At 67.9% G+C, this 19,138-nt stretch carries 18 protein-coding genes and 3 tRNA genes; 15 read left to right on the top strand and 6 right to left on the bottom strand.

The window, feature by feature from the left end:
* Positions 1–38 precede the first annotated feature (38 nt).
* Entirely contained in the window at positions 39–674 is a 636-nt protein-coding gene (locus tag PUN51_RS11750) for an NAD(P)-binding protein (RefSeq protein ID WP_159635870.1), read from the bottom strand.
* Positions 675–1,099: 425 nt separating this feature from the next.
* Between PUN51_RS11750 and PUN51_RS11745 the strand changes: the two genes are divergently transcribed.
* The 5 genes from PUN51_RS11745 to PUN51_RS11725 all read left to right on the top strand — a co-directional run bounded on the left by PUN51_RS11745 (position 1,100) and on the right by PUN51_RS11725 (position 8,188).
* Complete coding sequence (locus PUN51_RS11745; RefSeq protein ID WP_275181019.1) at positions 1,100–2,140, top strand: universal stress protein; 1,041 nt, start codon at positions 1,100–1,102, stop codon at positions 2,138–2,140.
* A gap of 38 nt (positions 2,141–2,178) precedes the next feature.
* On the top strand, positions 2,179–5,043 hold the full coding sequence (locus PUN51_RS11740) for a PEP/pyruvate-binding domain-containing protein (protein ID WP_275181018.1): 2,865 nt from the start codon (positions 2,179–2,181) through the stop codon (positions 5,041–5,043).
* Between the two features lie 84 nt (positions 5,044–5,127).
* Positions 5,128–6,279 (top strand): LolA family protein, encoded by a 1,152-nt coding sequence (locus PUN51_RS11735; RefSeq protein ID WP_275181031.1) that lies wholly within the window; start codon positions 5,128–5,130, stop codon positions 6,277–6,279.
* 45 nt (positions 6,280–6,324) lie between these two features.
* Positions 6,325–7,314, top strand: coding sequence for an ABC transporter ATP-binding protein (locus PUN51_RS11730; RefSeq protein ID WP_275181017.1), 990 nt, complete (start codon positions 6,325–6,327; stop codon positions 7,312–7,314).
* Complete coding sequence (locus PUN51_RS11725) at positions 7,304–8,188, top strand: ABC transporter permease (protein WP_224024654.1); 885 nt, start codon at positions 7,304–7,306, stop codon at positions 8,186–8,188. The genes PUN51_RS11730 and PUN51_RS11725 overlap by 11 nt, the downstream gene beginning before the upstream one ends.
* Positions 8,189–8,234: 46 nt before the next feature.
* Here PUN51_RS11725 and PUN51_RS11720 read toward each other — a convergent pair whose 3' ends face one another.
* From PUN51_RS11720 to PUN51_RS11705, 4 genes are all read right to left on the bottom strand, one after another.
* Complete coding sequence (locus tag PUN51_RS11720) at positions 8,235–9,716, bottom strand: C40 family peptidase (RefSeq protein WP_275181016.1); 1,482 nt, start codon at positions 9,714–9,716, stop codon at positions 8,235–8,237.
* Between the two features lie 183 nt (positions 9,717–9,899).
* Positions 9,900–10,820 (bottom strand): cation diffusion facilitator family transporter, encoded by a 921-nt coding sequence (locus tag PUN51_RS11715; protein ID WP_275181015.1) that lies wholly within the window; start codon positions 10,818–10,820, stop codon positions 9,900–9,902.
* Between the two features lie 10 nt (positions 10,821–10,830).
* Positions 10,831–11,259 (bottom strand): metallopeptidase family protein, encoded by a 429-nt coding sequence (locus tag PUN51_RS11710; RefSeq protein ID WP_275181014.1) that lies wholly within the window; start codon positions 11,257–11,259, stop codon positions 10,831–10,833.
* A gap of 9 nt (positions 11,260–11,268) precedes the next feature.
* Positions 11,269–12,240 carry a DMT family transporter gene (locus tag PUN51_RS11705; protein WP_374114937.1) on the bottom strand — a complete coding sequence of 324 codons (972 nt, stop codon included), beginning with the start codon at positions 12,238–12,240 and terminating at the stop codon, positions 11,269–11,271.
* A gap of 79 nt (positions 12,241–12,319) precedes the next feature.
* Between PUN51_RS11705 and PUN51_RS11700 the strand changes: the two genes are divergently transcribed.
* Positions 12,320–13,003 carry a DsbA family protein gene (locus PUN51_RS11700; protein WP_275181013.1) on the top strand — a complete coding sequence of 228 codons (684 nt, stop codon included), beginning with the start codon at positions 12,320–12,322 and terminating at the stop codon, positions 13,001–13,003.
* Positions 13,004–13,045: 42 nt separating this feature from the next.
* Here PUN51_RS11700 and PUN51_RS11695 read toward each other — a convergent pair whose 3' ends face one another.
* Positions 13,046–14,062 carry a PHP domain-containing protein gene (locus PUN51_RS11695; protein WP_224024664.1) on the bottom strand — a complete coding sequence of 339 codons (1,017 nt, stop codon included), beginning with the start codon at positions 14,060–14,062 and terminating at the stop codon, positions 13,046–13,048.
* Between the two features lie 164 nt (positions 14,063–14,226).
* On the opposite strand from PUN51_RS11695, the gene PUN51_RS11690 reads away from it, so the two are divergent.
* The 9 genes from PUN51_RS11690 (at position 14,227) to PUN51_RS11650 (ending at position 19,133) form a co-directional block, all read left to right on the top strand.
* Positions 14,227–14,299 (top strand) — tRNA-Glu (locus tag PUN51_RS11690).
* Between the two features lie 91 nt (positions 14,300–14,390).
* Positions 14,391–14,464, top strand: a tRNA-Asp gene (locus tag PUN51_RS11685).
* Between the two features lie 48 nt (positions 14,465–14,512).
* A tRNA-Phe gene (locus tag PUN51_RS11680) sits at positions 14,513–14,588 on the top strand.
* 495 nt (positions 14,589–15,083) lie between these two features.
* Positions 15,084–16,676: a glycoside hydrolase family 68 protein gene (locus PUN51_RS11675; RefSeq protein WP_275181012.1), complete on the top strand. Its 1,593-nt coding sequence runs from the start codon at positions 15,084–15,086 to the stop codon at positions 16,674–16,676.
* 199 nt (positions 16,677–16,875) lie between these two features.
* Positions 16,876–17,325: an Asp23/Gls24 family envelope stress response protein gene (locus PUN51_RS11670; RefSeq protein WP_224024667.1), complete on the top strand. Its 450-nt coding sequence runs from the start codon at positions 16,876–16,878 to the stop codon at positions 17,323–17,325.
* Positions 17,322–17,513, top strand: coding sequence for a hypothetical protein (locus tag PUN51_RS11665; RefSeq protein ID WP_159633655.1), 192 nt, complete (start codon positions 17,322–17,324; stop codon positions 17,511–17,513). Before PUN51_RS11670 ends, PUN51_RS11665 begins: the two co-directional genes overlap by 4 nt.
* On the top strand, positions 17,510–17,890 hold the full coding sequence (locus PUN51_RS11660; protein WP_224024669.1) for a hypothetical protein: 381 nt from the start codon (positions 17,510–17,512) through the stop codon (positions 17,888–17,890). Before PUN51_RS11665 ends, PUN51_RS11660 begins: the two co-directional genes overlap by 4 nt.
* Positions 17,887–18,525: a hypothetical protein gene (locus PUN51_RS11655; protein ID WP_159633649.1), complete on the top strand. Its 639-nt coding sequence runs from the start codon at positions 17,887–17,889 to the stop codon at positions 18,523–18,525. Before PUN51_RS11660 ends, PUN51_RS11655 begins: the two co-directional genes overlap by 4 nt.
* Entirely contained in the window at positions 18,522–19,133 is a 612-nt protein-coding gene (locus tag PUN51_RS11650; protein WP_275181011.1) for a hypothetical protein, read from the top strand. The genes PUN51_RS11655 and PUN51_RS11650 overlap by 4 nt, the downstream gene beginning before the upstream one ends.
* The last annotated feature ends 5 nt before the right edge of the window (positions 19,134–19,138 follow it).

Genomic DNA, 19,138 nt, shown 5'->3' with positions numbered 1-19,138 from the left:
GGTTCCGTCCAGCCCTGCAGCGCGTACCGGCGCCGCAGTCAGCAGCCCAGGGCAGCAAAGCTTCCCGTTGCCGGGAAGACGCCGGTGGACGGAAGGGCGCCGTCCGGGTTGACCTTGGCGGAGATTGCCTGGCCCACCGTCTTGGCCTGGCGCAGCACTTCTTTGGGCGATGGCGTGATCAGTTCGCCCACTCCCACCAGGTAGATGCCAATGGCCCGCATGGCTGCCGCCACGTTCCGGCCCACGGCAATGCCGAAGTCGTTGAGCATGCGCCGCAACTGGCTGTGGGCGCAACGGGTGAGCACGATGTGGTCCGCCACCAGGATGCCCGTGGGGGTGTGCACCTGCCACTGCGGCGCGGCCTGGTCCGGTGCTTCGAGCATGGTCAGCTGCACCGCCCGGGTGGTATTCCGCACGTCCACGCTGTGGCTTGCGGCGTAATTGCGCAGGTGGCGCAGGATCTCGTTCCGCTCGCGGAGGGTGCCGCTGTCCGCCGCATCGCAGCGCTGCAATGACGTGGTGTTCGCGGGCTGGGCCTGGCCCAGGATGTCGAGGCCGTCCACCACGATGGAGTCCACCCCATGGCGGCGCAGCTCAGCGGCCACGGCCAGTCCGGACAGGCCCGTGCCAATGACGACAGTGGTGGTCTGTTCGGTCCCGGCAATCCCAGGCATGCTTGACACTACAGTTTCCCTCCTATGGAGCTTCGGCAGGTGCCGGCATCTTCGCCGGCTCGCGTCCCGTTACCCCCAAGCACGGCCGCAGCGCATGGCCGGGACCGTCCTGACAGGAAGAATCAGTTGGCGTCCCGGACCAACAATGTCCTGAAGACTACAGAACAAATGCGGCCGTGGATAGCCCGTGAACGAAATCGTTTCCGTGGCGAGAAGGCGCTTTCCGGAACCCGGCAAAAAGCCTGTGGATAACAGGGCCCATCAGCCCCTGAACAGGCTTGCTAAGCCCTGGGGGACAGAGAATAGTGGGAATCGGGAGCGGTCCTTTTCCTGCCGGTGCCACCGCTGGGCCGGGTGCGCGGGGAGCGGTCCGTTTTCTGGCAGAATAGCCGCAACATCAGGCGTATCGCGAGGAGGCGGCCCCCATGGGCTCACGAGAGTTGCATCCGGACCCGGCCCGGGACGGTGGGGGTGGCGCAACCGCCCCCCACGGCATCGTGGTGGGCGTCGACGGTTCGGACCATGGCCAGTGCGCCCTGGTGTGGGCCGCGCGGGAAGCCCAGCGCCGTCGTCGTCCGCTTCATATCGTCACCGCCTACTCCGTGCCGATCTTCGCCGCGTCCGGCCTGGACGGGGGCTACGCCACCGTGGATGATTCCGTCATCCGCGAAGGCGCCGAAGCCATTGCCCGGCAGGCCCTGGAAAAGGTGGCCGCCTACGACGTGGACGTCAGCTCCTCCGTGGAGAACGGCGACGCCGCCGGCGTCCTGCTGGACATCTCCGAAACCGCGGAACTCCTGGTGGTCGGCACCCGCGGCCGCGGCGGCTTTGTGGGCCGGCTCCTCGGATCAGTCAGCAGTGCCCTGCCCGCCCACGCGAAATGCCCCACGGTGACGGTTCCGTTGTTCTGCTCAGACCGGCTCGGTGAGTCCACGGAGGACCGCCGCGTCAAGGCCGAGCAGGCCAGGTCCGGGCACCGGCCGGTGGAGAACGTGGTGGTGGTTGGCGTGGATGGCTCCGAGCAGGCCCGCGTTGCCGTCCTTGAAGCAGCCGACCAGGCCGAACGCCTTGGCGCGTCCCTCCGCGTGGTCTGCGCCGTTCCCCAGTACAGCGGCTCGCTGGCCTGGGTTCCGGCGCCCATGGACCGGAAGGCCCTGTTCGATGACATCCGGGTCACCCTGGAGGCCGGCATGGCCTGGCTCCGCAGCCACTACCCCAGCCTGCAGGCCGGCTATGAGCTGAAGGACGGCTCACCGGTGGACGTGCTCGTCGAGGAAAGCCGGCACGTTGAACTGGTGGTGGTGGGCACCCGCGGACGCGGCGGGTTCACCGGAATGCTCCTGGGTTCAACGTCAGACGGGGTGCTCCACCACGCCAAGGGCCCGGTCATGGTGGTCCCGGACCGGGAAGACCCCCGCCTGGCCGACCGCGGGCGGTTCGGCCCCATCCTGGGCGACGCCGCCTAGACCGCGCTTTTCCGGGCAGCCGGCGGGGGACCGCGGACATGACGCAGCAGATGACAGCCGGTGAGGGGCCCGACGGGCTGGTGCCCGCCCTGGGCACCCTCAACTCAGGGATGCTGGCGCTCGTGGGCGGCAAGGCAGCCAACCTAGGGGAGTTGTTGTCCGCCGGGTTGCCGGTTCCGGACGGCTTTTGCCTCACCACCGCCGCCTACCGGCAGGCCATCGGCGCCCCCGATGCCCTGCTTCCCGCGTTGGCAGCGGTTTACGCCACCCTGGAGGAGACGGCAGGGGCCGCCGCTGGGGACCTTCCCGACGTAGCCGGACTGGCCACAACGGCACGGGCAGCAATCCTTGCAGCTCCGGTTCCGGCAGCCGTAGCCCGCGCCGTGGAGCAGGCCTATACGGCACTGGGTCCCGGCGTCGCGGTGGCAGTGAGGTCCTCGGCCACCGCTGAAGACCTCCCCTTCGCCAGCTTCGCCGGCCAGCAGGACACCTTCCTGAACGTCGTGGGAGTGCCCGCGGTGCTGGACGCCGTCCGGAGGTGCTGGGCGTCGCTGTGGACGGACCGGGCAACCGCGTACCGGGCAAGCCTCGGAATCGACCCGGCAGCCGTGTCGCTCGCGGTGGTGGTCCAGCGGATGGTGGACGCCCAGACCGCGGGCGTGATGTTCACGGCGAATCCCCTCACCGGCAGCCGCCGGCAGGTGGTCATCGACGCCAGCCCCGGCCTCGGCGAGGCCGTGGTCTCCGGCGCCGTCAATCCGGACCACTTCGTGGTGGACGCCCTGACCGGCAGGGTGCTGGAACGGAAACCCGGCGATAAGGGCGTGGAGATACGGCCGGTTGCCGGCGGCGGGACCGAAATCCGCCACGGGCAGGGCGCCCAGGGCACCGCGTGCCTTCCAGACAGCCAGGTGGCTGGCCTGATGCGGTTGGGGCTGCAGGCCCAAGGACATTTCGGTGCCCCGCAGGACATCGAGTGGGCCGTCGACGGCGCGGATGGGCTGTGGCTCACGCAGTCCAGGCCCATCACCACGCTCTACCCGGTCCCGAAAAGCAACGGTGCTGCCGGCAGGGTTCCGCAGGCAGCGTCCGCCGTTGGGGGGACCAGGGCCTACCTCTGTTTCAGCCTCGCGCAGGGACTGACGCGGCCGCTGACGCCCATGGGCCTGGCTGCAGTGCGCCTCATCGCTTCCTCCGTCGCCACCGCAGCCGGCTTCCCTGTTCCCGATCCACGGGAAGGGCCGTCCCCCTACGCCGAGGCGGGTCAGCGGATTTACGTCGACTTCACCGCTCCCATCCGCAGCACCGTTGGCCGGCGGCTCGTTCCCCGGGTCTTCGACATCATGGAGGCACGGACGGCAACCGTCATGCGGCAGTTGTTCGCGGACCCAGCTTTTTCGGTGACCACCAGGTCGCCCCTCGGGCTGCTGCGCCACGTCGGACCCGCGGCAATCCGCACAGAGGTTCCCGCCACCTTCCTCCGTGCGCTGGTCCGCCCCGCTGCCGCCCTCCGCCGGCTGGACCGCTTCACCCGGACGTTCGAGGCGTCCCTGGCTCCCGGCGGCGCAGCCGGCGCCCTGGCCCGCCTGGACCACGCCGAGTCCCTCGTTGGATCGCGCCTGTTCCCCATTGTTCCGGCCATCCTCCCCCTTCCCGCCCTGGGCTTCGCGATGCTCGGCGTTGCCGGAAAGCTCGTGGGCGGCAATGCGTGGGACGGGCTGCAGCCGGTGATCCGCGGCCTGCCCAACAACGTCACCACGGAAATGGACCTGGAATTGTGGCACCTGGCGCAGGCGATCCAGGAAGACGCCGAATCACGCACCGCACTGATGGCCCGCGATCCCGCCCCCCTCGCAGCCGCTTTCCAGGCCGGCGAGCTGCCGGCGCGCCTGGACGCGGGCCTCGCCAGGTTCCTGGACAGATACGGCCACCGGGCGGTCGGCGAGATCGACGTCGGACTGCCCCGGTGGTCGGAGGAACCGGAACACATCCTGGGCATCCTCGCCAACTACCTCCGGCTGGACGACCCCGCCCTGGCACCGGACGCCCAGTTCAGCAAAGCCGCCGAGGACGCAGAAGCGCAGGTTGACCGGCTCGTGGCCCGGGCCGCTGCCCGCAGCAGGATCCGGGGACGGCTGGTGCGTGCCGCACTCCGGCGGGCGCGCATGTTCGCCGGACTGCGGGAGCTGCCGAAGTACCAGCTGGTGCTTGGCCTTGGGGAAGTCCGCCGGCAGCTGCTCCTGGTGGGTACCGAACTGGAACAGGCAGGCACGGTGGAACGGCGGGACGACGTGTTCTTCCTCAATTTCGCGGAGGTCCGCCAAGCATTGACCCGAACAACCGCGGGCAACCCGGCGCCTGCCCCTGACCTGAAGGCACTCGTGGCGGCCCGGCGCCAGGACTACGCCCTGGAGCTCAGGCGCCGGCACATCCCCCGGGTGCTGCTTTCGGACGGCACCGAACCCGAGGCGGCGCGGGCCGCCGGAACCGCCGCGAACGGAATCGGGCCCAACGGAAACCTGGCCAACGGGACCCTGGCCGGCAGCCCGGCCTCGGCCGGGACGGTGACCGCTGCGGCGCGGGTCATCCTGGATCCCGTCGGAGCGCGCCTGGAGCCGGGCGAGATCCTGGTTGCACCGTCCACGGACCCGGGATGGACTCCGCTGTTCCTGACGGCAGGAGGACTGGTGATGGAGATGGGCGGACCCAACTCCCACGGCGCCGTCGTGGCCAGGGAATACGGCATCCCCGCAGTTGTTGGCGTGGCGGACGCCACCGCCCTGATCAGCACGGGCCAAAAGATAACGGTCGACGGTGGCGCGGGAACCGTCGTGCCGGAACGCACCCGTATCCCGCAAAACGGGAAAGTTCCCAAGGGCACGGACCCACCTGCACGGGCGTAGTCTTGATCCATGGGCTCCAACAGGCTGGATTCCAGCGGACCGTTCCAACACGTACAGGTGCAACGAAACAGCGCAAGGCGCAGGATGTGGCTGCGGTGGCTGCCCGCCGTCGCGGCTCCGGTGGCCATTGCCTCCGGTGCCCTGATCGGGTCCCTTCCGGCCGGCGCCAGCAACCCATTGCCGGCCAAGACACCTGCCGAGGTCCTGGAACTGGCGGCCAGCCACCAGGTGCGCACGTTCTCCGGGACGGTGGAGCAGTCCGCTGAACTGGGACTGCCGGAACTTCCGGCTGCCGGCAAGCCGTCCGGGTCTGCGTCCGGACCTGCCTCGGCCGGCAGCGTGGCGTCGGTGATCGAGCTGTTGTCAGGCAAGCACACCGCGCGCATCTACGTGGACGGCAAGGACAACGCCCGTGTGCAGGTGATGGACCAACTGGCCGAACGAGACGTGGTCCGCCACGGCAGCGACGTCTGGCTCTACTCCTCAAAGGACAATTCGGCAGCCCACCTGTCCCTGCCCCAGCGCACCGAGGACCCTGCCCACACAGAGGATCCCGCGCTTCCGAACGACCCGCACGGCGCACCCGGCATGCACACTCCCGCTGAACTGGCCCAACAGTTCCTGTCGAAGGTGGACCCCAGCACCGCCGTTTCCGTGGGCCCGGACGTTTCCGTTGCAGGGCGCGCCGCCTACAACCTGCTGATCGAGCCCCGCACGGACGCAACGTTGGTAGGCAAGGTGGCCATTGCCGTCGACGGTGCCAGCGGGATGCCGTTGTCAGTCCAGGTGACCGCGCGCGGCGCGGATAAGCCTGCCTTCGCGTCCGGGTTCACCAGCTTCTCGCTGGACGCGCCGGACCCGTCAGTCTTCGCCTTCACCCCTCCGCCGGGCAGCACCGTGAAGGAACTCCCGGTACCGGACAAATCCCACGATCCCACCAAATCCCATGACCCCGCTCATGCCCATGGCCCGGGCGCCACGCACGGTGGTGCCAAGGGGAATGTCTCCATAACCGGCACCGGCTGGGAGACGGTGGTGGGCACGGCGACTGGATCCGCTGCGGCGGCCGCACCGCTGCTCCAGGACCCGCTGTTGTCCCAGGCCGCCGTCGCCGTACCCGGTGGCCGGCTGCTGTCCACGGCCCTGCTCAACATCCTGATCACCGACGACGGCCGGATCTTCGCGGGAATGGTGCCGCCGGAGAGGCTGCAGGCCGCAGCAGCAGCGGCCCGGTAGGCCTTGGACGGGCGGGGGAGTGGCAACCGGGCCGGCCCTGGCGCGGTGACTGACAACCTGGCGATTGAGACGCGGGGCCTCACCAAGCACTTTGGCCAGCACGCCGCCGTCGACAACGTGGACCTTGCCGTCCCACACGGGACGGTCTTCGGGTTCCTCGGCCCCAACGGCTCCGGCAAGACCACCACCATCCGCATGCTGCTGGGGTTGGCAGCCGCGTCCGCAGGAACGGTGAACCTCCTGGGCCAGGAGATGCCGCAGAGGCTCCACGAGGTGTTGCCGCGCGTGGGCGCCTTGGTGGAAGGGCCGGCCTTCTACCCTTTTCTGTCCGGCGCCGCCAACCTCCACCGGCTGGACTCCGCCAGCCCGCATTCAGTGCCCGCCACGCGCAAAGCCCGCGTGCAACAGGCACTGGAGCGCGTAGGCCTGGAGCACGCGGCGGGGAAACGCGTGCACGCATACTCCTTGGGAATGAAGCAGCGGCTGGGCATAGCCAACGCCCTGCTCTCACCCCGGGACCTGCTGGTACTGGACGAACCCACCAACGGGCTGGATCCGCAGGGCACCCGCGAAGTGCGCAACCTGGTGCGCTCCCTGGCACACCAGGGCACCACTGTGTTCGTGTCCAGCCACCTGCTGGCCGAGGTGGACCAGATGTGCACCCACGCTGCTGTCATGAGCGCGGGAAAGCTCGTGGCACAGGGTCCCCTGGCCGAACTGCGGCAGGCCGGAAGCACCCGCCTGCGGTTGGTAACGCCCGACGGCGGCGCGGCGCGGCAGGTCCTGGCAGGGCTGGGGCTGGCACCCGGCCCGGGGGACCAGGAGGCACAGGCTTCCCAGCGCGCACAGCTGGATGGGGAGACCATTGTTGCGGCGATGGGTGCCGCCGCCGGGCAGCCTGCCGTGCTCCCGGAGGATGTTGTGGCGCACCTGGTGCAGGCCGGCGTCCGCGTCCGGGGCTTCGCCATCGAGCGTGAAAGCCTTGAAGACCGCTTCGTTGCCCTGACCGGGGAAGGATTCGACGTTGCCCAGTAGCGTTCCCGCGGACATACCGGAAACCGCCAAAGCCACCCGGACGGCCGCCGCGCCGCGCGGCCCGGGACTGTCCCTTCTGGGGTCTGAGCTTAAGGTGCTGTTCGGGCGCCGGCGGACCTGGGCGCTGCTCCTGGCGCTCGCCGCCATCCCGGTCCTCATTGCCGTGGCCGTGAAGGTTTCCTCTGCGGTCCCACCGGGGCGGGGTCCTGCGTTCCTCGACCGGATCACCCAGAACGGGCTGTTTGTGGCCTTCACCGCCATGCTGGTCTCCGTCCCGTTGTTCATGCCGCTCGCAGTGGGGGTGGTGGCGGGGGACACGATCGCCGGGGAGGCCAACCTGGGGACCCTCCGGTACCTCCTGGTGGCGCCGGCAGGGCGGGTGCGGCTCCTGTTGGTCAAGTATGCGGGGGCGCTGGCCTTCTGCATCGTGGCTCCGCTCACCGTTGGATTGGCGGGCGCGGCGATTGGTGCGGCGCTGTTCCCGGTCGGCCCGGTGACACTGCTCTCCGGCGGGGTGGTCCAGCCCGCCGAGGCTGCCCTGCGGATAGTGCTCATCGCCGCCTACCTCGCGGTGTCGCTGGCCGGGCTGTCGGCGATCGGACTGTTCCTGTCCACCATGACGGTGGTTCCCGTTGGGGCGATGGCCGCAACGGTGGTGGTCTCGGTGGTTTCGCAGGTCGCGGACCAGCTTCCGCAGTTGGACTGGCTGCACCCGTGGCTCTTCAGCCACTACTGGCTTGGTTTCGCCGACATGCTCCGCCAGCCCGTGGTGTGGGATTCCTTCCTGGACAATGCCCTGCTCCAGGCCGGCTACGTGGCAGTGTTCGGCGCGCTCGCCTATGGCCGCTTCGTCACCAAGGACATCCTGAGCTGACGACGGCGGCGGGAGCCTTCAGGCCCCGCCGCGCCCAGTCGGGTGGTCAGTAGCGGGCGGCGTACGGATACAGGTCCATGCCCACCATTGAGCTGATGCTGGAAACCATGATGCCTTCCTGCGGGTTCAGCGCCTGCACCACCTGGCCGTTCCCCAGATAGATGGCCACATGGTAGAAGTTCGGCGCGGAACCCCAGACCAGCAGGTCGCCGCGGCGGGCCTGGGAGATGGGAACGTGGACCGGGGCGGCGGCATACTGCTGGGATGCGGTGCGGGGAAGGTACGTTCCGGCCGCAGCGAAGGCATTCTGCACCAGGCCCGAACAGTCAAAGCCGTACACGCCCGTGCCGCCCCACTGGTAGAAGTACGGCGCGCCCACCTTCCCCAGGGCAACCGAAATGGCTGCCTCATACGTGCCCGAGCCAGTGGGAGGCGCGGGGGCCGGAGCCGGAGCTGGAGCCGGGGCCGGGGCGGGCGCCGGTGCCGGAGCAGGGGCTGGCGCAGGGGCAGGCGCGGCGGGTGCAGGTGCCGGGGCTGCCGGAGCAGGAGCCGGCGCCACTGGGGCCGGAGCCGGAGCAGCAGGCGCTGGACCGGCCGGTGCGGGGGCCATGTCCTGGCCGCCGCCGTTCCGTGTGGCGGGCCGGTTTTGGGCGGCGTTGTCCTGGGCTGCCTTCTCCTGGGCTGCCTTGTCCTGCTCTGCCTTCTCCCGGGCGGCCTGGTCCGCGGCGGCGGACAAGGCGGCAAGGCGTGCCTCTTCGCGTTGCCGGTCAAGGGCATCCACCCTGGCCGATTCGAGCGCCACAGTCGTGTTGCGGAGCTGGGCCAACTGGTCCACCAGGATGGTCCGCTGTGCCTTGGCATCGGCAACGGCTTTGACCTGCGCGGCGTTGGCCTGTTCCGCCTGGGACTTCCGTTGCTCGGCCGTCTTTGCAGCGTCATCGGCGGCTTTGGTGGCGTCCTCTGCGGCGGCGGTCAGGGAACGGTAGGCCGTGGCAGCAGCGTCCGCAGCCTCAAAGGCCCGGCTGCGGCTGGCAGAAAGCGCCTCAAGCGTGGCGGCCTGTTGCAGGCTTTCGCTGCCGCTGGCCAGCGTTCCCAGGGTGGGGTTCAGGCCGCCATTGCGGTACAGGTCACCGGCGAGCTGTCCCACCTGCTTCCGGGTTTTGTCCTGCTGGTCGCGCGCGGAAGAGGCCTTGGCAGCCGCAACTGACGCCGCTTCGGTCCGCTGCTGCAGCTCCACGAGCGCCTCGCTGTAGGAGTTGTTGGCCTGCATGGCCACCGCGAAGGCTGCCTGTTGGGCTGTGGAGGCATCCGCCAAAATGCGCTCAATCGCGGTGACCTGGTCCGCCGTCGCGGCTTCACTGGCTTTCGCTGCTGCGATATCGTCCGGCGAGGGAATCGCTGGCGACGCCGGAAAGGCCACGGGGGCCAATGGCGCCGGTACCGCGAGTGCGGGTGTTGCCACGGATGCAAAGAGTACGACGGCGGCGCACAGCGCAGCCGTCCTGCGGCCGGATCCGGGTAAAGCCATCTGCAGAGACCTCGCAACGGTAAGACTGGGAGTGAGGTTCTGGATGCGGCACGACCGTGCCCCTCAGCTGCTCGCCAGCAGTCCGAGGCTACGTGACCTTTTGCACATTGGCAACAACAGTCACATCAATAACATAAACCACAAGCGTGTCATTTTCCCGTGAATTTGACGGGTGTGTCGGGGTCAGGCGTGTTGGTGTTCCTCGTGCTCTGAGTGGCTCGCAGGCTCCAGCTGGAAGGTGCAGTGGTCGGTATCGAAATGGGAACCCAGGCACGTGATCAGCTTGTCCAGCAACTGGTCGGCGCCCCGTGCGTTGAGCACGCCGTCCTCCACCACCACATGGGCCGAGAAGACGGGGACACCGGACGTGATGGTCCAGATGTGGATGTCATGGACATCGGTCACGCCGGCAACCGAGAGGATGTGCTCGCGGATCATTTGCACCTCCACGCCCTTCGGACTGGCCTCCAGCAGGACATCCACCACGTCGCGCAGCAGGCTCCAGGCCCGCGGCAGGATCATCAGTGCGATAAGGACGGAAGCGATGGTGTCCGCTGCCTGGAAACCTGTGGCCATGATGACGACGGCGGCAATGATGACGGCCACCGAACCCAGGAGGTCGCCCAGTACCTCCAGGTAGGCGCCACGGATGTTCAGGCTTTCATCCTGCGCCCCACGCAGGATCAGCAGCGATACCAGGTTCGCCACGGCGCCGAGGATGGCCGCAAACAGCATGATGTCCGTCTGCACTTCCGGGGGCGCCCCGAACCGGCGGATGGCCTCCGTGAAAATCACAACGGAGATCACGATCAGGATCAGTGCATTCGCCAACGCCGCGAGCACCTCTGCCCGCTGGTAGCCGTAGGTCCGCTGGTCGCTCGCCGGGCGGCCGGCGATCCAGGCGGCAAGCAGTGCGATGGTGACGCCGGCCGCGTCGGAGAGCATATGGCCGGCGTCCGCGAGCAGGGACAGCGAACCGGACAGCACCGCTCCCACGATCTGGATGAGGACGACGCCAAGCGTGATGCCCAGGACGGCCACCAGGCGTTTCCGGTGCCGCCCGGTGGCGGTGATCCCGTGGCTGTGGCTGTGGTCGTGTCCCATGCTTACAAGGCTAGCCCCAGCCCAGCTCGTGCAGCCGGACATCGGAAATGCCGAAGTGGTGCGCGATTTCATGGACCACCGTGACGGCCACTTCGTGGATCACGTCCTCCCGGGAGGAGCAGATCTCCAGGATGGGTTCGCGGAAAATGGTGATCCGGTCGGGAAGGGAACCGGCGTCCCACCATGAATCGCGTTCGGTCAGCGGGACGCCTTCGTACAGCCCCAGCAGGACGGTGTCCGGATCTTCCCCCGGACCGGGCACGTAGTCGTCGTCGATGAAGACTGCCACGTTGTCCATGGCACGGGCCAGCCGGTCCGGGATGCTGGCCAGGGCATCCTCGACGGCCGCCTCGAATTCGTCAGGAGACATGGTGAACCCGGACGGTTCGTGCGGGCCGTCGGGAAGGATAGGCAGTCCCGGCGGGAGGCTGGCTGGCATACTCCGACTCTAGCGCCCGGGCCGCTGCCCGGGTGCCCGCGTCCTGCGCCGGGTCAGCCCTACGCCCACCAGGCACACCAGCCCGCCCACCAGTCCCCAGGCGGTAGGGATTTCACCGAGCAGCAGCCAGGAGATGAGCACCGTGGTCCCGGGCACCAGGTAGGTGGTGGCGGCAAGCTTCCCGGCGTCCACCAGGGACAGGGCGTAAGCCCAGGTGGTAAAGGCAATGGCCGTGGGGAAGACACCGAGGTACACCAGCGCCCAGGTGGCCTCCGGGGGAGCGGCCTGCACTTCGGACGCCAACTGCCCGGCGAGCGGCAGGCAGCACAGTGCTCCCACCACGATGCCGAACCAGGTGGCCTGCGCCGCCGGGAACTTCCGCACCACCGGTTTCTGGATGATGACGCTGACTGCGGCGAGCACCGCCGCGAGGAGGCAAAGCGCCACGCCTGCCAGGTCCGCCGTCGAACTTTCCCCGGGGCTGCGCGGCTGTCCGGAACCCAGGGCGATCAGTGCAACACCCGTGAAGGCCACCGTGCTGCCGATGAGCAGCCAGCGGGGAAAGCCCTCCTTGAGGAAGATGCCGGCCATGATGGCCACCAGGATCGGGTTGACGTTGATCAGCAGGGCGCTGGTGCCGGCATCAAGGATGTGTTCGGCGGCGTTCAGGGCAACGTTGTAGCCGCCGAACCACATCACGCCATAGGCCAGGATGGGCAGCCATTCGCGCCCCCTGGGCAGCACCCGGCTCCTGAGCAGCTGCGGCACCACCAGGAACGCGAGGACAACGGCGGCGACCGCCAGCCTGCCGAGCGTCAGGGCTCCGGGGGAGAAGTGCGGCCCGATGGCGCGGATGCCGACGAACGCGGAGGCCCACAGCACCACGGTAACCACCATGGCCGCCACGCCAAGGGCCTTCACGGGCGTGGGTGCTGCGGCGGGGGAAGCCAGGGGCTGGCGGGCGGGGCTGGTGGAAGGCATGAGTCAAATGTACGGCTGCTGCAGGCACCGAACTGGCGGAAATCGGCCATGTGGGTGCCCGCGGGCTAGGATGCGGACCATGTCCTCTCCTTCGGCTCCCGGCCGTGACACCCCGCGCCTTGTCAGGAAGATCATCTGGATCGCCTTGGCTCTCATCGTCCTGGGCGGCGTTGCCTGGTACGCCATCTTTGCCGCAACGAAGCCCCAGCAGGCGGCGCCTCCGGCCGCGGGTGCTGAGCAACTGGTTCGTGCCGACAGCCACCGCCTCACTGCGCCTGCCGAGGAGAAGGCCCAGCTGGTGGAGTTCCTGGACTTCGAGTGCCCGTCCTGCGGTGCAGTCCATCCTTTCGTGGAGGAGCTCAAGGCGGAGTTCGGGGACAGGATTACTTTCGTCAACAGGTACTTCCCGCTTTCTGCGCACCCCAATTCCGGCCAGGCTGCCCTGGCGGCGGAAGCGGCCGCGCAGCAGGGCCAGTACCAGCAGATGGCCGCCAAGCTTTTCGAAAACCAGTCTCAGTGGGCCGGCAGCCAGCAGTCCCAGGCGCCGCTGTTCCGCACCTACGCCGGGCAGCTGGGGCTGGACCTGGCGCAGTTCGATGCCGTCGTGGCCGACCAGAAGACCGAGGACCGCATCCTGGCCGACATCGCGGACGGCAACGCCCTCGGCGTCACCGGCACACCCACGTTCTTCCTCAACGGTGAGAAGCTCACGCTGTCCACCAAGGCGGACTTCCGCCAGAAGCTGGCAGACGCCGTCAAGTAGCGGCGGTCAGCCCCGCCGACGCTGCCCCGAAGCGAGGCCGCCCTACTTCGTGGCGGCCCAGGCAAGCAGCTTGTCCACCGGCCAGGTGGTGATGATCCGGTCTGCCGGAACGTTGTTGCGGGCTGCCCGTTCGGCACCGTACTGCAGGAAATCCAGCTGTCCCGGTGCGTGGGCATCGCTGTCAATCGAGAACAGGCACCCGGCGTCCAGTGCCAGCTGGATCAGGGCATCGGGCGGGTCCTGCCGCTCCGGGCGGGAATTGATCTCAACGGCAACGTTGTGTTCCGCGCACGCTGCGAAGACTTCCTTGGCGTCGAATTCCGACGGCGGCCGCGTCCCGCGCGAGCCCTCAACGAGCCGTCCCGTGCAATGGCCAAGGACGTTGGTCTGCGGAGACCGGATGCCCCCGAGCATGCGGGTGGTCATGGTTTTCCGGTCCGCACGGAGCTTCGAGTGGACGCTGGCCACCACGATGTCCAGGCGGTCCAGCAGCTCCGGGTCCTGGTCCAGGCTGCCGGATTCCAGGATGTCCACCTCGATGCCCGTCAGCAGCCGGGTGGCCCCGCCGTTGCTGTTGATGCCTGCCACCACGTCCAGCTGCTCCCGCAGGCGCCCGGCGGACAGCCCGTTGGCGATGGTGAGGTTGGGGGAGTGGTCAGTCAGGGCCAGGTATTCGCGGCCCAGCACCTCAGCGGCCGCCACCATCAGCTCAATGGGGGAGCCGCCGTCGGACCATTCGCTGTGGCTGTGCAGGTCGCCACGCAGCGCCGCCCGGAGCTCCGTTCCGCCCGATGCCAGCGGCTGGGCACCCTTCTCCCTGAGGTCCGCCAGGTAGTCAGGGACCTGTCCGTCCACGGCCTGCCGGATCACCGCGTAGGTCCGGTCGCCGATTCCCTTCATGGATTTGAGCCGGCCGCTCCGGGCGCGTTCGGCTACTTCCGCGGGGCCGAGGGGGCTGATGGCGGCGGCCGCCTTCCGGAAAGCCTGGACCTTGAACGTGGCCGCGCGTCCGCGCTCCAGCCAGAAAGCGATCTCATTGAGCGCGTCGACGGCATCCATCCGTCCATCTTGACCCGTCCCGGGGCCAAACGGCGGGGTTTTTCGCCGATTTTGGAATATTCCCGGTTAGCCCCTATAGTTTTAGAGTCCAGTTCGGAGAAACGCAGAGGACAAAGACGGAAAGCCCCGCTTGACGCCTTTTATTTTGTTCCGAACGGGTTCTGGCCCCCATCGTCTAGCGGCCTAGGACACCGCCCTTTCACGGCGGCGGCACGGGTTCGAATCCCGTTGGGGGTACGCAAGGAACTGGTCAAACAGGCTAAAAAAGTCTGGTAGGCTGGAAGCCTTGAAAAAAGCGGTAGAGATACTGCAAAAGCAAGAAAAGCAAGGCCCTGTAGCGCAGTTGGTTAGCGCGCCGCCCTGTCACGGCGGAGGTCGCGGGTTCAAGTCCCGTCAGGGTCGCTCTGATTGTTGGAAGAAATTCCGGCTGTCATGGTGACTAGTCACCTAGGCTCTGTAGCTCAGTTGGTAGAGCGTTCGACTGAAAATCGAAAGGTCACCGGATCGACGCCGGTCGGAGCCACCACTGGGAAGCATCAGTTCTTCGGAACTGGTGCTTTTCTGCTTTAACACCGGTTTGGGCAACCTTGACCAGGCTTCGCCTCTGCCCCTGACGCGGCCTTCCGCCACGTATGAGTGCCCGCCCTGTGGCTAACGCAACATCGCAGCCACCGTCGAAAGAAATCTTTGGGCACCCAACGAAACATTTGACCCCTGCCGACGGGGTGTGGCACGCGCGCGCAATGGCTTGCGTAAGCGCTTGCACTCTACTGGGTGGTAACCGGTTCTGGCTCCCGAAACAGGGTTTGAAGTGCTCCCTCCACCCCGTCTACGGTTGAGCGCGGCCGGAGGACAGCATGCTTTCCATCGGCCGGACAGGCCCTACCCAGGCCTGCACCCCCACAACACAACGGCGTCCCGGATGACGCCAGAGGTGTTGCCGGGGCCGCGGTTGGTTTCGGGGTTATGGGCACACGCCCGCCTTCCACGAAAAGTTACAACTCCGCGAGAAGAGCAAGACATGCACAAGCACCCCCAACACCGGCTGCTGCGGTGGCGCACCGGCGCCGCAGCGCTGGCGGCAACCCTGGCCGCCTCGGCCTTCCTGGCCGTCCCCGCGGCACAGGCCAACGAGCCTTCCGACCCGCCTGCCGTCCAGCAGATGCCGGCCCCCGCCCCAGGCTTCCCCCTGCCCACGCAGCACACGCAGCAGGCCTTCGACCCGGCGTCGGACTTCACCTCCAAGTGGACCCGCGCAGACGCCCGGCAGATCATGGCACAGAGCGACTCCACCGTCGCCCCGGGCGCGAACTCCATGAGCCCGGACGTCACCATGCCGGAAATCCCGCAGGACTTCCCCGCCATGAACGACGACGTCTGGGTTTGGGACACCTGGTCCCTGACGGACGAAAACGCCAACCAGATCAGCTACAAGGGCTGGGACGTCATCTTCTCCCTGGTCGCTGACCGGCACGCCGGTTACGGCTTCGACCAGCGCCACTGGAACGCCCGGATTGGCTACTTCTTCCGGAAGACCAACGCGGACCCGGCCAAGGACAAGTGGAACTACGGCGGACACCTGTTCCTGGACAACACTTCCATCGGCAACACCGAATGGTCCGGTTCCACGCGCCTGATGCAGGGCAACCACGTGAACGTCTTCTACACGGCCACCACGTTCTACGATGTGGCCGAGCGGAACGCCGGCGGCGGCGGAATCGCCCCGGACGCTGTGATCGCCAAGGCGCTGGGAAACATCCACGCCGACCAGAACGGCGTCACGTTCGACGGGTTCCAGCACACCAAGCTGCTGGAACCGGACGGAAAGATGTACCAGACCAAGGCGCAGAACGCCGGGTTCGCTTTCCGGGACCCCTACACGTTCGTGGACCCGGCCCACCCCGGGAAGACGTACATGGTGTTCGAAGGCAACACCGCAGCAAAGCGCGGCGACTACCAGTGCAAGGCCGAGGACCTGGGCTACCGCCCCGGTGATCCCCATGCGGAAAGCGTAACGGACGTCCAGAACAGCGGCGCCTACTTCCAGACAGCGAACGTGGGGCTGGCAGTGGCGGACAACAAGGACCTGACCAAGTGGTCCTTCCTTCCGCCCATCCTTTCCGGCAACTGCGTGAACGACCAGACGGAGCGTCCGCAGATCTTCATCCAGAATGAAAACGGCAAGAACAAGTACTACCTGTTCACTATCAGCCACCAGTTCACCTACGCGGCAGGCATGCGCGGTCCCGACGGCGTGTACGGCTTCGTGGGCGACGGCATCCGCTCGGACTACCAGCCGATGAACAACAGCGGCCTGGCCCTGGGTTCGCCCACGGACCTGAACCTTCCGTCCGAGTCCCCGGAGGCACCCACCCCGAACCAGAACGGCCGGCAGTTCCAGGCATATTCGCACTACGTGCAGCCCGGCGGCCTGGTGCAGTCCTTCATCGACAACGTCAACGGCGTCCGTGGCGGCTCCCTGTCACCGACGGTGAAGATCAACTTCCGCAATGGTGTGTCCCAGGTGGACAGGAACTTTGGCCGGAACGGCCTGGGCCCGTTCGGCTACCTGCCCACCAATGTAAGGGTTGGCGGCGAAGGCCTCTACAAGTAGGTCCTCACGCACCAGCGGCTGGTCGCCGCACGTGATCCAGGCGGGGAGCCCCCAGGGGCTTCCCGCCTGGTTCCTTTTAACCGGCGCGGAATTACCCCGTCACGGAACGCCATATGCGATGCGGCCCGCCTGCGGGGTTTTCCAGCCCATGTGCCGCAGCCTGGTTATAGGGTGGAACCAACAGAAGGGGGAGTGCCTGATGGAATACCAGAACCCGCAACCCGTGGTGCCAAGCCGTCCTGCCGCCAGCCCGGCTCCCGGTCCGGGACGGACCGTCATTTCCGAGACCGCCGTGGCAAAAGTGGCGGGGATCGCCGCGCGTTCGGTCCCCGGCGTCTACTCCCTCGGTTCGGGTCCGTCCCGTGCCCTGGGCGCCATCCGTGATGCGGTCGGAAGTTCCGATCATGCCGCCGGCGTCCACGCGGAAGTGGGCGAAACGCAGGTAGCCGTGGATATCACCCTGGTGGCCAGCTACGGAACGCCCCTGCACGCCCTGGCCAATGATGTCCGGGCCGCCGTTTACCGGGCAGTTGAAGAACTCGTGGGGCTGCAGGTTATCGAGGTGAACGTCGAAATCACGGACGTCTACGTGCCGCCGCCCGTCAAGACCACCGCGCCGGTTGCTCCCGAACGGGAGGCGCTGCTGTGAACCTCACCGTGGCAGGCACGGCCATGGGCGCGTTCGTGGCATTCATGTCCCTGCAGTTCGGCCTGTGGGGCTTTCTCGTTTCCCTTCTTTTCATGGCCATCGGGGCGCTCCTGGGCCGTGCCGCCGAAGGCAAGCTGGACCTGCGCGGCATATTCGATGCCATCACCGGCCGGCGCTCCTCCTCATGAGCTCGCCCGCGCCCGTTGTGCGTGGGCAGGCGCTCAGCGGCCATAACCGGATCAGCACCCAGGCGTTGACCAGCCTTGCCAAGGCGGCTGCGGCGCAGGCGCTGGGAGTCGACGCCCAGGACGTGCGCGCGGACTGGACGGACGACGACGGCCTGCTGGCCTTGTCCCTCGTCACTCCCATCAGCATCCCGCCCTTGCAGTCCGTGGTGTTGGACGCTGCCAGGGTCGGGATCGCCGGCGGATCCATCTGGGACCGCACGGTGAAGGCCAAGGAAAGCATCCTGGCGAGGGTCTCGGAACTGAGCGGCTCGCAGTTGAGCCGGGTGGATATCCGCGTCAGCGGGGCAAAGATCAGTACAGGAGGGCGGGTACGGTGAGCAGCAGCGTGGAAAGCCGCCGGGCCAACAGCGGATCCCGGAGAAGCAACGGCCCGGACATGCGCAGGGTGGTCTACCGCGAAACCCATTCCTCCAGGGCCGTGGTGTCGGTCGTGGCCGCCGTCCTGGTCCTGGTGCTGGCCGGCTACGGCGTCCTCGAGTCCGGCGTCCATGCCGTGGGGCAGCCCGCCTGGTTGATCGAGCCGCAGGTGGCTGCCCAGCGCATCGTCGACCTGCCCGCCGGAATCCCCCCGCTGCTGCTGGCGGCCATCGGCGGTGTGCTGGCCATGCTGGGCTTGGTCTTCCTGCTCAACGGAATCCTTCCCGGGAAACGTGCCCGCCATCTCCTGGCCGGCGCCCCTGGCGAGGGACTCCCGGCCGTGGTGGTGGATGACGAGGTCGTCGCCTCCTCGATCGCCCGGCGCGCGCGGTTGGCCGCCAACGTCACCCCCGACCAGGTCATGGTGGTCGTCTCCCAGCGCCAGGTGCTGGTGAACGTCCGGCCAACCTCCGGTGTGCCCGTGGACGCGGACCGTGTCCTTGGCGCGGTGCGGGATGAGCTGGACCAGATGCTGCTGGAGCCGGCCCCTGTTCCGCGCGTCAACGTGACCCCGACCGGAGTGATCGGAGCATGAACAGCACCCCGGCACTGCTCAACCGCATCCTCCTCACCGTACTGGGCCTGATCCTGCTGGGCACCGGACTCATCCTGGTGCTGCTGGCAACCGTGCCCCCGGTGGGCTCCTGGTGGCATTCCTGGTCCGGCGGAGCCTGGGAGGGTGTCAGCCGGCTGTTCGACTCCACCCGGTTCCCGGGCCGGCCGGAGAGCTGGCTGTGGATCGTCGTGGCGCTGGCGCTCCTGGCACTGATGGGGCTCATGGTTGCCTGGATCGCCCAGCAAGGCAAGGGCCGGTCAAACCTGCTGGCCGCGGAATACGATCCCGGAGAGATTCCCGGGGACGTCCGGATCGGCGGCGGGGTGGCCGAGCAGGCCCTCCGGCAGGCCCTTGAAGGACGGCCGGACCTGGCAGGCGCCACCGTCACCACCTACGACGTGAAAGGTTCCCCGGCGTTGAAGGTCCGGCTCCTGCCACGCCAAGGGGTGGCCCCGCACCTGCTCGCAGCCGAGGTCTCCGGGCTCCTGGACGCCCTGGAGTCTGTTGTGGGCAAGGAGATTCCTGTCCTCATCCACATCGGGGCCGGGGCGCGGACACGCTTCAGCCGGGCAGAGCGCGTCCGCTGAACTGC

Source organism: Arthrobacter sp. NQ4, assembly GCF_029077345.1.
Lineage (GTDB): Bacteria > Actinomycetota > Actinomycetes > Actinomycetales > Micrococcaceae > Arthrobacter.
This window is presented reverse-complemented; position numbering and strand designations above follow the sequence as displayed.